The sequence below is a fragment of the Ideonella aquatica genome (genome assembly GCF_018069755.1).
Classification (GTDB): Bacteria; Pseudomonadota; Gammaproteobacteria; order Burkholderiales; family Burkholderiaceae_C; genus Ideonella; species Ideonella aquatica.
Genome location: NZ_JAGQDE010000011.1, coordinates 24,019 through 36,404 on the forward strand (window position 1 = coordinate 24,019; position 12,386 = coordinate 36,404).

Consider the following 12,386-nt stretch of genomic DNA (forward strand, 5'->3'; position numbering starts at 1 on the left):
CAGCAGAAGTAAATGTTATCCTTCGGAATTTACCTTGAACCAAGCCGGCGCACACCATTCGCACTGAGAACGCTCGATACTTCCCCGCTTGACGAAAATATCAACAGCATTGAGAAGAAGAAAAACGTACTATTCATGGAGGAAACTGACAACCCATTAAGGATCAGGATGAAAATAATAGATATCGCAGCAAGGCGACTACGTAATTTATAATACGAGACAACGTACATTCCAAGAAGCAACACCATGAGGCCTATAAGTCCATGGTCGAAGACAGCGCGCAAGACAAAAGAATGAAGAACAACTGAGAAGCAATTGCCCTCGCCAAACTCGCTGAAAAGCCGTGAGTAGAAGGCAAGCTGAATGCATGAGACATCGGACAGCGCCGTAATTGTCGGATTTCCCAGGAGCCAAGTCCCAACAGACTCCCCTCGCATCTCAGCAAGAAAGACCTGCAGAAACTTCACCCGATCGATATCATCCGCGGAAGAGTAACGCTCCGTGCGGCTTCCAACGGCGATCAAAGCAGTCAGCGACGCGAAGAATATTGCGCTGTAGCGAAAGGCCAAACTTGAACGTCTTGCCCAGATGAACAACAGGATGCTGAAAGATGCTGCTCCAGACAGCGACCCACTCGCCATGACAATAAACGCAATGCACAACTTCCTAATAGTGCCTATATCAACACCATCCACCAGGTGAAGTTTAAGCGCTAGAAATAGTGGAAGCATCAACTCAAAATTATTCTCCGCAAAGAGGCCTGGACGGGGTATCTCGAAGAGCAAACGCGCAGCAAAATACTTCAACGCCATAAGCGCGATTACACAATCCAGAACTCGGCGTAGCCCGTGACTTGAAATACCACCACCCCTATTTAGGGAAAGTACGGCTAAGTAGAAAAAGCTCTTATAGATGTAAAAGAAGTCCGACCAATCGCCATTCCTATCATCCCATGCAAATCTAATAGCTCCAACCAAAATGTAGGAGAAAGATGCGACTGAGATGATGAAAAGAAATTGGTTTGCCCTGCTCGCTCTTTGCGTCAGGAGCAAGATAAAGCAGCCGACCTCTATAGCCGCAGTGGCTGGCAATAAGTTATGGCGATAGTATGTTGCGGTCAGCTGCTCATAAGATAAGAGCCCACCAATCCCAAGGACTACAAGGAAGGCTATCAGCGCCCTCTCAACCAAGTTTAGTTTCGTGGTGCTCATCGCTTCGGACGAACGAATGAAAAGGGCTTTATAATTATCAATATTAATGCCTGCGCCAGAAACGGAAGGTACTGTACTGTGTATCGGCGCCAGAGCCGAGCTGGCTCTTTATATAAACGATACAGCGCACGGATATTCCACCTATTTACCCATCTTGGATAATACTCATTACTCTTGCTTTCGACCACCTGATCGAAGTACCCTCCACAAGTGAAAGCAAGTGCGTTGTACCCTGAGGCCCGTAGGTCTAACAAGAATTCCTCTTGAAACGGTGCACCCATCCCACACACCACAAGTTCAGGCTGATCAGAAGCAACTAACTTCCTGCAGTACTCACCTCGCTGCTCTCTACCATCAAAATAGCCCGAGCGGGTAGAGACAATCTTCAAATCAAAGACCCCTTGAAGAATTCTTCCGGCTTCAGCAGCAATGCCCTCGGCGCCCCCGACAAAAGCTACCTTGCGACCTGTTTTGCCTGCCCACATCAGTACATCTGTTGCAATTGAATTCCCATCAAAGGAAATTCTGGTTACTTCGCGCCCCTCAACAAGGGAGCATACCTTTGCCATCAGAATGCCATCGGCAAATACATAGTCGAAGTCATGAAGATGCTTTATATGTGCTTGATTTAGCTTCGCGGTTCTTACCGAGAGCGGATTGACAAAGGTAATCAAGACTGCCCTTTGCCTAGCGCTGGCTTGGTCAACTAACTCTTCCCAGTTTGGGACAGCACCCTTTACGAGTGGCAGTATTCCCGCAAGACCAGACAATTGTTTCATACAATGCTCATGCGCTATTTCGAAGCGAACGATCTGGCGGCAGTAATCAAGCGATCAGGTGCAAGACCGAAACTACCAAGGACCCTAGCCATTAGTGCCTGGACCTCATCTGAGAATGCCGAATGATACTCGGTCTTAATTATTCTTCCCAAGTCGTCAGCCTGTCTGTGCCTGCCCATGAAGTGCAGTTTAACTCGACGCCTCGAGAGATCCCGAGCAATTTCCCTCTCGAAGACGCTCACAACCTTTTTTAGATCCTTAGCTGCAGCGCTCAATATCGCGTCCCTCTCTGATTCCGGTGAGGAATCTACAAGTGCTACCAAATACTTATATCGAATTTGCTCAAGTGATTTTTCCGGGTTGTAGCTCACGCCATCCAGCCTGGCATATCTGCGGTAAAGCACCTTGTTCAAATAGATCCCACGCGAGGCCTTCAGCAGGCGATGAAAGAGATCCCAGTCTGAGCACCACTTATATCGAGTATCATATCCACCAACACCCTTCAAGTTCTCTGCCCGATACATTACTGAGCCATGGGTGAACGGCACTGCGCGCGTCAAGTCTCCATTGTCTACATATCTCTTTCTATGCGTTTCGTCCCTAAAACTATTGCCGGTCACCTCATCAATGGTTTCTGTTGCAGTAGCCACAAAGGATGCGCCCCAATCCTCGTCTAGTGCAGCCACTTGTTCAGCTAGACGGCTAGGAAAGCACTCGTCCCCAGAGCCCACAATTGCAACATAGACGGAGTCGGCAAGGTCACTATACTTCTTAAACCCCGCAGTCATTCCAATATTTTGCTCCTCTCGAAGCACCATAATTCTCGGATCACTTAGTAACTTAGCCACTCGTTGGAGCTCATTCCATGTGGAATCTGACGATGCGTCGTCCCAAACTATGGCAATGAAGTCCTCATAAGTCTGCGCAGCTAGACTGCGAAGCGTCCGTTCAACCACAGCGCTCCGATTGTGGAATGGACACAGTGCAACAACCTTTGCTTGAATCATAGTTGCGATTACCTTGCTTCGTAGAGCCTTCTTAGTGCGGCAGAAAGCCGAATCCAAATTTCCTCAAAATCAGATCGACGAGCAATGAGAAAATAGCTGGGCCTAGTTGCTGTAGCTAGAGTTAAGTAGCTTATTGCACAAACAAATGCAGCCAAGTAGCCAAACACAACTCCCAGAGATGCGTTCTTTACGGTTCCAGCCCCTGGCAAAATGTAATTTAGGCAGATCGCAACAATAAATCCCACACCATAAATCACCAAGCCAAATCGCCTGTCGCCAGTCCCCGAGAATCCAGCATATATTATCTTAGTCACCACTATTAGGGGAGATCCGATTGATAGGACAACAAAGGCAGTGAGCATATCTGCGCTAGCGCGCCCGAAGAGCAAGTGACAGACCATCTCAGCCAAAAGCGCAAAAATAACTGCAGGGACTGTGAGTAAGGCAAGCAGTAAACGAGAGATCTTAGCTATGCGCGCAACTGCGTCCCCAGGACTCTTAGCTCTCGTTGAGTCTGAGAACAACACTAAGCCAATCGCTGCGGCTACTTCGAATAGGATCTGATTTGCTTGTAGCGCCGCGAAGAAGTTGCCGGCCGCCTCCGAGCCCTTCGCCTGTTGCACACTCCACACGCCAACTCTGTCGATCGATGTAACCAAGAGGACAGCAAGCGCGAAGGTAACGCCACTTTCGATCAGAATACGGGCGTCACTTGCCGATTTCGTCAACGTGGAATCTTTGGCGTCATTGCCGCTTGGGTCCAGAACCTCTTGGCTAGGTGTATCGAACCTTCGGCTCAATCGTATTATAAAGAAGGCAACCGAGGTTGCCACCAAAAACGACTGCAGCAGAATCAAAGATGTTACCGAGAGTCCCCCACCAGCACTTGGAAACATCCATGCAACGAGTAAGCAAGCCGCAAAGAGCGCCCTTGGTAACGACTCAATTAAATTAAACGAACTGAAATCATTTAGGCCCAACATCGCGCCCTGCAACCAACCTACCAGTGTTAGCGTAATTACCCACACAGTACCTGATACGAATATGTCTATTGGGACGTTAGCCTTGTATAGCAAATGGTAGGTGGAACCAAGAACCACAATCAGTAGTAACGGGCTGGAGAGCATACTCGCACGGTAGTACTGCCCCAGCTCAATTGACCCAGAACCAAGAAGCTGCGCTCCAGACTGGCGTACGCCAAGATGCCCAATCGCAGAGATAATTGCACCAGCACTGACAACTAACCCGAAGAGTCCAAAATCACTCGCATCGAGAATTCTCGATATCAGAATTATAGAAATTAGGTTTGCACCCTTCAGGACAAACCTTCCTGATATGGTTAATATTAAATTCTGGGCGAATCTCAATTCAGAACCTTGTGAGCCGGCGAAAAAATCCCATTCTCATCGACATACCTAACCTCAGCCGCCAACAGGTGACCAGTTTCCTCGTAGACACGCGTGCGGATAATGTGTATCAGGCTCAATATGTCTGCAGAAAGCGCACCGCCGCAGTTAACTATGAAATTTGCATGCCTTTCAGAGACCTGCGCTCCTCCGACTCGATATCCTTTGAATCCCAACTCTTCAATTATCTTTCCAGGTGGGCCCACGCGCTCATACAGTGTTGGATCGCTAACGAATGTAGAACCGCAATTCGGCTGCTGCAGCGGAAACTTAAGTCGCCTCGACCTCAGAATGCTTAGCATCTCCTTCCTTGCGACCGACCGCCCAACATGGTCGTTTAGTTGCAAGGTTGCTGAAGCGATGAACTCTCCGTTGGATTGAAAGCCCGACCATCTGTGCGCAAAGCCAATTTCCCCAGGCTGCTTCTCCAGGCATTTGCCCTCTTTGTCAACTGAAGTTATGGCGGCAAGTGAACTTGAGATTGATTGTCGGCATGAGCCTCCATTCATGTAGATCAACCCGCCCAAGGTTCCTGGTATTCCGACAATATGCGCCAGATCCCGATAACCGAGGCTCATGGAGATCCTCGCAAGCCTTTGAGCGCTTACGCCCGACTCGGCGCAAATGGTATCGCGAGTTACGCGGGTTGACGCGAACCATGGCCCAATCTGAATGCACGGGCATCGCAGCCCCCTGTCCGAAAACAGAAGGTTGCTAGTGCTGCCAATGACAATTGGTGTAGTTCCTGCCCGCCGGAAATAAGCCTGGACATCCAAATAGCTAGCTATCGACTTGGGGCGTATGATAACGTCAGCGACTCCTCCAGTTCTCCATTGACTTATATCCGAGAGACGTACATTTGTATGAAGTATTTCTGGGAATCTGTTAACAAGACCCCCGATGAGCTCCTCATCCATTATCAACTCCGTTGAGCTGTAGTATCGTACGTATTTTCTTAATTCTGGATTGTTACCTGACCGCCAAGCGCCTGCATTTTTTCGACGATGTTCATATATCCCCTAGATATTTGCCAGGCGTCAGAGATCTCGGTCTCTCCGGACGCACCCAAGCCGCAGAGCATCAGCGCGGCGCCGGCTCGTAGATCTAGCGCTCGCACTTGCGCCCCTCTTAAGCCCCCCCCCTGCCCGAATATCTTCAGCATGTCGCCCTCAACTGCAGTGCGAAGACCCATTTTGGAGAGTTCTTCGGCATAGCCATATCTTCCTGGAAATCGTAGATCTGTTATCCTTGATTCTCCATTGGCGAAGGCGCCCCACGATGCCAATACAGGCTGCACATCAGAGTTTATGCCCGGATGTGGCCCGGTGCTAATTTCGATGGGATAACACTTACCGCCGCGAATGATAAGAGAGTCCTCTCCAGCATAGAATCGTGCTCCCGCAGCTCTCAAATGTGCCATTACCACTTCTAAGTCACCGAAGGGGAAACCCATAATTTCGATGTCTCCCTTGGTAATCGCAGCGGCCGCTACCCAGGTTATCGCCTCCATATTGTCGTTTATTACAGTGTGCTCGGCGCCATCCAGTTCCGAGACGCCGTGAATTTCTATTTGTTCCTGACCATGAACAAAGATCTTTGCTCCCATCTTTCGGATCATCGCAATAAGGTCAAGGATCTCTGGCCGCACATGTGGATTCCAAATTCGAGTGACGCCTTTCGCCAGAGCCCCCATTAGTATTGCGTTCTCCGTTGCGCCTGTAGATCTCAGCGATAAATGTATATCAGCACCCGTGAGTCCCGACGGAGCCTCCGCGCAAAGATAGTCTCCTTCCTCCCAGACTCTCGCCCCCAACCGCTCCATCACCATTACATGGAGGTCATATTTTCTTTCCCCAAGTTTGCAGCCCCCAGGCAGGGGAACTGAGCCTACATGATGGCGCGCTAGAAGACCGCCTAGAATGAGCAAAGTGTTTCTGATTGAACGTTTGCTCCATTCAAGGCGCGTAGGCGGCGCTTGACCCCTATCAATCGCTGAGATCTCTATTGAATCCTCATTCGTTACAACACACGATTTACCGAGGAGCTCCAGCATCTCAACGTGCAGTTCTGCGTCCAGTAGTCTCGCTGGATAGTTCTTCAGTCGAACTGTTCTTTTGGTCAATAGACTTGCCGCCAGTAGTCTAAGGGCCGAGTTTTTTGCCCCACTCAACGATACGATGCCTTCAAGTCTTGAAGGCTTAACCAAAATTCTCTGAAGTTCAGACATAATTAGTCCTTGTTAGTGAGAATACAGCGTGCCGGCGCACCTACTGCCACAGAATATTCGGTGATATCTGTTAGCACAACAGCGTTAGCACCAATTGTGACGCCATCTCCGATATTAACCCTTCCGACAACGATGGCGCCAGCGAAGATGGTTACATTACTTCCTATGACGGGATAATTGCCCTCGGCGTAGTCACCTAATCGGGCCCCGCCAAGGGTAACACCCTGATAAATGGTGACGCCTTGGCCGAGGACTACACCGTCGCCAATTACTATTGCTACAGGGTGAGGAAACTTGGTCCCTTTGGGGATCACCGCGTTCTCCGATATGAAGACACCCAGCTTCCTTTGCATTCGTAGCACCAGAAGTCTGCTTAGCTTGACCATTCCTCTAGTTTTAGCCCACCTAGGCAAAGAGAGGTAGTTCTCCAGAACTGACCCAGATCCTCCAAGCATGTGTCCTGCGATTCTTCTTATCAGCATAAGTCGCAACGAATTTTCTGTATTGTGGTTAGAAAGATTAGAGATTCGCAGTTAAATCGCGGGCCCGACGACTCCACACCATCTTTATATTAGGACTTCTTTTGCAGGCTTTGTGGAATTCTGGCGATGAAGATCCCTTGCGACAATTAGGCCCAGTTCAGCGTCACAACCGACGCCAGACTCGTCATGCATAAACAAGTTCTTTGCATTTATCTGAGTTTTTTAATCATGGGTGCTGATGCCCACCTCGCATCAGTGCTAAATAGACCAGAAGCATCACGATGTCGTCTCTGGATTCAGCTTAACTGATTTCTTATTCGCATAGTTGAATGAAGAAGTGCGCTATGTGACAGGACGCTGGTCGTAAGGGGTGAACGTAAATTTGACCGTTCAATCTCTTTACTTCCAAGGGTCGGCAGTTATCCCTTTTCTATCTAGATTCAACCTACGCATGCGGTTATGTAATTTCAGCCTGGAAAACCACAGTTAAAGCTTGCTCAACTGCTCATTATAGGTTCGCCACTTGGATTAAGAACGAAGGCGCCTTTGGCAGGCTCGTACCCCGGTTGCGTTCTGTTTGAGGACACTTCCATAGGTTATTGAATTTTCCATCAGGCACACGTCCAAGTGCATGGGACTGCAATTGAACTGCGCTAAGCACCGAGGTGCGCCACGTACGATCGCGTTTCTACCTGCGCTACCATGAGTATTCCTGGGCAGCGACTTGTTACTGCTGAGGGCGACGATTCATTCTGCTTACACCGTTACCATCACACGTCCGAACTAAGACTGCATGGGCCTTGCCTCTTGGCTTCAGTCACCGCTCGTGTGATGCAAGTCCAGAAATAGGAAAGATTCCTCGCAATGGCCTCAAAACCGTCCAGTCGCGTTACCGCAAGCACCGGTTCGAGAAATTTTTTGAAACAGTGTTATGTACTGTCCATCTTGCGCTACGAAACCAGTGTCGATAGTTAATTTGAGGGCCGTGCACATTGCTAAGCAATTCGAGGCTGGCGCTAGCCCTTTAGTTAGCTTGAAGGTGGAGGCTAGCTTTGGGGCAGTGGTCCGGCTAGCTCGCGATTAAGGATTCCTTTATCAATTCTTACTCGCCCTGTACATGACAATTAACTCTAATGAAATTTGAAGTTTGAATACTTCGTACCGCTGCGCTATTTACTACTTCACGTGTACCGAGTACCAATCAGGGCGGCAATCTATCGGACAGTCAGGATGCGCCAATTCTCCCCAGAACAAGGCGACATTATTAGCTACGGCCTGGGTCTATCACATCGTCCTTCGCGGCGTAGCCAGCACCTGTGTAGTTGTAACCATAATCTGCTTGATAATAGCTGTGGTACCTTCCTGCTTTATTCATGTCCAGCTGGTTGAGCACCACGCCCAGCATCTTGGCGCCTGCACGTTGCAACCGGGTGATGCTCTTGCGCACCATGGGGGTGGGCGTGCTCATGGCCTTGGCCACCAGGATGGTGCTGGTGGCCAGCGGCGCCAGCACCAATGCCTCAGACACCAGATCAACCGGCGGAGAGTCGATGACCACGATCTCAAATTGCCCGGTCAGCTGAGCAAGGATGGCCTTGAAGCGCTCAGACAGCAGCAGCTCCAGCGGGTTGGGCGGCAAGTCACCCACGGGCATCACCAGTAGGGTGGAATCGGCCACGGTGTGCAGGCATTCGTCCAACGTGGCATCACCAGCCACCAGATTGGCCAGACCCTTCAGGCCGGGCGCCAGGCCCAGGCGGCGGGCCACCTGGGGGCGGCGCATGTCGGCATCAATCAGCAGGGTGCGGCGGGTTTGGGCGTGGGCAAGGGCCAGGTTGATGGACACAGTGGTCTTGCCCTCACCCGGGATGGTGCTGGTCACCAGCAGGCTCTTTTGCGGTTGGTCAATATTGCTGAGCAGCACGCCGGTGCGGGCGGTACGAATGGCTTCGGCATGAGCAGACTGGGGCTCGTGCAGGAACAGCAGGGCCATGGCCGCCTGGTCATGCGCTTGCAGGCTGGGCAGCACAGTCAGTGTCGGCAGGCGAAGGCGCGCCTCGGCATCATCGCCACCCTTGATGGTGTTATCCAGCTTATCCATCAACACCGAAACGAGTGATCCAAGCAACATTGTCATCAACGACGCCAGCGCCACCATTTGAAGCTTCTTGGGGCGTACCGGACTTTGCGGCGCGACGGCGGCATCAACTACACGGCCTATAGCAGCCTGCACCTCGCCGGCCACATCCGTCTCTTTAGCGCGATTGACGAACATGTTGTACAGGTCGCGGTTGGATTGCACCTCGCGCTCCAGCACGGCCAGCTGGAATTCCTCCTTGTTGACCTCGGCCACGCCGCTGCGGGCGGCGCCCAGGGCGCGCTCCAGGCTTTGCTCGGTGGCGCGGGCGGCGCTGTATTCACGGGTGACGGCGTCCACCGCGGCCGCCTGTTGCGTGCGCAGGGTGAGCTGGGCGGTGTCCAGCTCGGCCTGCAGTTGCAGCAGAGCGGGGCTCTTGGCGCCCTGGGTTTCAGACAGCTGGGCCTGGCGTTGCAGCAGGTCATTCACCCGGGCCTGAGCCTGGATGACGGTGGCGTCGCGGGCCACCCAGGGCACGCCGGAATAGTTGCCCTTGGGGGCGGCCTGCACCTGCTGGTAGGCCGATTCCAGTTGTAGCCGGCGCGCGCGCGCGTCCACCAGCTGGGCGTTGGTGCCACCTACCTGCTGGCCCGCCAGCGTTTGGGCCGATCCGCCCAGGCTGACAATGCCCTTGCTTTGGCGGTAGTCCTGCAGGTCTTGCTCGCTCTTGGCCAGCGCGTCACGCAGGGCGCCTAGGCGGTCTTGCAGGAAGCCGCTGGCCTGCTGGCTTACCTTGAAACGGGCCTCGCGGTCGTTCAGGATGTAGTTGTCGGCCAGGGCATTGGCCAGCCGCGCGGCCAGGGCTGGGTCAGCGCTATCAACGTTCACTTTCACCAGTTGGCTCAGGCGCACCGGCTCCACCGTGGTGGCTTCCATCAGCGTTTTGGTGGTGGCGGCCACCAGGGCGGCCTCGTCTTGGCCATCCAGGCGGGTGATGCCCAGGGCCTGTTTGAGCGTTCCCACCACGCCATCGCTGCCGCGCAGGGGGTCAAACTCGGGGTGCTGCCACAGCTTCAGGACGCGCACGGTGCGCTCGGCCACCTCGCGGGATTTGAGGATCTCAACCTGCGTTTGGTAATGCTCTTTGACCTGGGCGCCGGCGCTGTAGATGTCTTGAATGGACACCAGCTTGCCAGGGCCCGATTCAATTTGCACCGTGGCCGTGGCCTGGTAGATGGGCGTCATGGCCAAAGACACGGCGCCGGCCACCACGGCGGCCACGCCGGCCAGGCCCAGGATGGGCCACTTGCGCTTTTTGATGCTGCGCCAGTGCTCCAGCAGCTCCAGCTTGTGTTCGTCGCTCAGCTGAAAGCCGATGGGCTGGAAGGCGGCGGGGTCGGCCACGTCAGTGCGGGCGGGGGTGGGCGGCAGGCTGGGCAGATTCATGGACATGACTTCGGATGCGCCGCCCCAGAACTTCAGGGGGCGACACCTCAGGGCCCGCAGGCAGTGCCTGTGGCCCGAGATGGGGACGAGAACCTGGCCAGGGCGCCCCACCGCCAAAACGTGGGCCACACAGGGCCCACACGGCGTGGCCAGGGCGCTCCTGACCGCAGATGACGCAGGGAACAGCACCAACGTAGTGCGCCATACCCTCGCAAACCCTGAATGATCGCATGGGCACCGCGCTGGCGGGGCGGGTACACCGGAGGAACCTGTGGGTTCAGGTGGCAGACCGCACGGGTTGGGTGGTGTCTTGCGCGGCCTTGCTGGGTTCGGCCTGCACGCTGACCAGGCCGATCAGGCCCAGGGCCAGCACGGCCACCAGGGCCAGTTTGGCGTTTCTCATGATGTACTTCCCTCTATTGACTTCGTTGGCTGCCGGCCAAAAGCCACAGCGTTACCGAAGTTAGCAATTGCCGGGCCAGCCGACCATCACTTGAATGGAGGAGGTTGGGGCCATTCAATCGTCACAGCCGTGACTTAGTTCACGGCCAGGCGGGCCCGGCTGGACGGCGCGGCTCAGTCGCCGCCAAACAGGTCGCGGGTGTAGACCTTGGCCTGCACGTCGTCCAGCTCGGGCACGTGGCGGTTGGCCACGATCAGGTCGGCCTGGACCTTGAAGGTGGCCAGGTCGCGCTCCACGCGCGAGTTGAAGAAGCTGCTGTCGGGCAGTGCGGGTTCATAGACGATGACCTCCACGCCCTTGGCCTTGAGCCGTTTCATGATGCCCTGGATGCTGCTGGCGCGGAAGTTGTCAGAGCCGGCCTTCATGATCAGGCGGTAGATGCCCACCACCTTGGGCTGGCGCGCCAGGATGTCTGACGCCACAAAGTCTTTGCGGGTGGTGTTGGACTCGACGATGGCGTGGATCAGGTTTTGCGGCACATCGCGGTAGTTGGCCAGCAGCTGCTTGGTGTCCTTGGGCAGGCAGTAGCCACCGTAGCCAAAGCTGGGGTTGTTGTAGTGGCTGCCAATGCGCGGGTCCAGGCACACGCCGTCGATGATCTGGCGGGTGTCCAGGCCGTGGCTGGCGGCGTAGGTGTCCAGCTCGTTGAAGTAGGCCACGCGCATGGCCAGATAGGTGTTGGCAAAGAGCTTGATGGCCTCGGCCTCGGTGCTGTGGGTCAGCAGCACAGGAATGTCTTGCTTGATGGCGCCCTGGCGCAGCAGATCAGCAAAGCGCTGGGCGCGCTCGCTGCGCTCGCCCACCACAATGCGTGAAGGGTGCAGGTTGTCGTACAGGGCCTTGCCCTCGCGCAGAAACTCGGGCGAGAAGATCAGGTTGGGCGTGCCCAGCTCTTGCGCCAGCTTGGCGGTGTAGCCCACGGGCACGGTGCTTTTGATCACCATCACCGCGTTCGGGTTGATGGCCATCACGTCCTTGACCACGGCCTCCACGCTGCGGGTGTTGAAGTAGTTGGTCTCGGGGTCGTAGTCGGTGGGGGTGGCAATCACCACAAACTCAGCGTCGGCATAGGCCTGCTGCTTGTCCAGCGTGAACTGCAGGTTCAGGGGCTGGTGGGCCAGGTAGTGCTCAATCTCGGCATCAGCAATCGGGCTGCGGCGCTGGTTGAGCAGGGCCACCTTGGCGGGATCAATGTCCAGCGCCACCACGGTGTGGTGCTGGGAGAGCAGCACGGCGTTGGACAGGCCGACGTAGCCGGTGCCGGCAATGGCGATCTTGGTCATGGGCA

Annotated in this window: 10 protein-coding genes; all 10 read right to left on the bottom strand. The window is 54.1% G+C overall.

Annotation, left to right across the window (positions count from 1 at the left end):
* Positions 1-29 precede the first annotated feature (29 nt).
* The 10 genes from KAK06_RS13290 to KAK06_RS13330 all read right to left on the bottom strand — a co-directional run bounded on the left by KAK06_RS13290 (position 30) and on the right by KAK06_RS13330 (position 12,381).
* The gene (locus KAK06_RS13290) at positions 30-1,211 is read right to left on the bottom strand and encodes a hypothetical protein (protein WP_210802603.1); all 1,182 of its coding nucleotides are present in this window, start codon (positions 1,209-1,211) and stop codon (positions 30-32) included.
* Positions 1,208-1,990 (bottom strand): WecB/TagA/CpsF family glycosyltransferase, encoded by a 783-nt coding sequence (locus KAK06_RS13295; protein WP_210802604.1) that lies wholly within the window; start codon positions 1,988-1,990, stop codon positions 1,208-1,210. Before KAK06_RS13295 ends, KAK06_RS13290 begins: the two co-directional genes overlap by 4 nt.
* Before the next feature lie 14 nt (positions 1,991-2,004).
* Positions 2,005-2,997 carry a glycosyltransferase family 2 protein gene (locus KAK06_RS13300; RefSeq protein ID WP_247652844.1) on the bottom strand — a complete coding sequence of 331 codons (993 nt, stop codon included), beginning with the start codon at positions 2,995-2,997 and terminating at the stop codon, positions 2,005-2,007.
* An 8-nt stretch (positions 2,998-3,005) separates the two neighbouring features.
* Entirely contained in the window at positions 3,006-4,364 is a 1,359-nt protein-coding gene (locus KAK06_RS13305) for a lipopolysaccharide biosynthesis protein (RefSeq protein ID WP_210802606.1), read from the bottom strand.
* Positions 4,361-5,320, bottom strand: a complete 960-nt coding sequence (murB, locus tag KAK06_RS13310; protein WP_210802607.1) for a UDP-N-acetylmuramate dehydrogenase — start codon at positions 5,318-5,320, stop codon at positions 4,361-4,363. The genes KAK06_RS13305 and murB overlap by 4 nt, the downstream gene beginning before the upstream one ends.
* Before the next feature lie 38 nt (positions 5,321-5,358).
* A complete protein-coding gene (locus KAK06_RS13315) occupies positions 5,359-6,630 on the bottom strand; it encodes a UDP-N-acetylglucosamine 1-carboxyvinyltransferase (RefSeq protein WP_210802608.1) in 1,272 nt (423 codons plus the stop codon).
* 2 nt (positions 6,631-6,632) lie between these two features.
* On the bottom strand, positions 6,633-7,112 hold the full coding sequence (locus tag KAK06_RS24680) for a serine O-acetyltransferase (protein WP_210802609.1): 480 nt from the start codon (positions 7,110-7,112) through the stop codon (positions 6,633-6,635).
* A 1,264-nt stretch (positions 7,113-8,376) separates the two neighbouring features.
* On the bottom strand, positions 8,377-10,641 hold the full coding sequence (locus KAK06_RS13325) for a GumC family protein (protein WP_310741086.1): 2,265 nt from the start codon (positions 10,639-10,641) through the stop codon (positions 8,377-8,379).
* A 271-nt stretch (positions 10,642-10,912) separates the two neighbouring features.
* On the bottom strand, positions 10,913-11,038 hold the full coding sequence (locus tag KAK06_RS24405; protein ID WP_259373626.1) for a hypothetical protein: 126 nt from the start codon (positions 11,036-11,038) through the stop codon (positions 10,913-10,915).
* A 173-nt stretch (positions 11,039-11,211) separates the two neighbouring features.
* Positions 11,212-12,381, bottom strand: coding sequence for a nucleotide sugar dehydrogenase (locus KAK06_RS13330; RefSeq protein WP_210802611.1), 1,170 nt, complete (start codon positions 12,379-12,381; stop codon positions 11,212-11,214).
* Between the last annotated feature and the right edge of the window lie 5 nt (positions 12,382-12,386).

Bases quoted from the DNA above. Each gene is read 5' to 3' on its own strand.
- KAK06_RS13290 (WP_210802603.1), bottom strand. From the start codon at position 1,211: ATGAGCACCACGAAACTAAACTTGGTTGAGAGGGCGCTGATAGCCTTC.
- KAK06_RS13295 (WP_210802604.1), bottom strand. From the start codon at position 1,990: ATGAAACAATTGTCTGGTCTTGCGGGAATACTGCCACTCGTAAAGGGT.
- KAK06_RS13300 (WP_247652844.1), bottom strand. From the start codon at position 2,997: ATGATTCAAGCAAAGGTTGTTGCACTGTGTCCATTCCACAATCGGAGC.
- murB (WP_210802607.1), bottom strand. From the start codon at position 5,320: ATGGATGAGGAGCTCATCGGGGGTCTTGTTAACAGATTCCCAGAAATA.
- KAK06_RS13315 (WP_210802608.1), bottom strand. From the start codon at position 6,630: ATGTCTGAACTTCAGAGAATTTTGGTTAAGCCTTCAAGACTTGAAGGC.
- KAK06_RS24680 (WP_210802609.1), bottom strand. From the start codon at position 7,112: ATGCTGATAAGAAGAATCGCAGGACACATGCTTGGAGGATCTGGGTCA.
- KAK06_RS13325 (WP_310741086.1), bottom strand. From the start codon at position 10,641: ATGTCCATGAATCTGCCCAGCCTGCCGCCCACCCCCGCCCGCACTGAC.
- KAK06_RS24405 (WP_259373626.1), bottom strand. From the start codon at position 11,038: ATGAGAAACGCCAAACTGGCCCTGGTGGCCGTGCTGGCCCTGGGCCTG.
- KAK06_RS13330 (WP_210802611.1), bottom strand. From the start codon at position 12,381: ATGACCAAGATCGCCATTGCCGGCACCGGCTACGTCGGCCTGTCCAAC.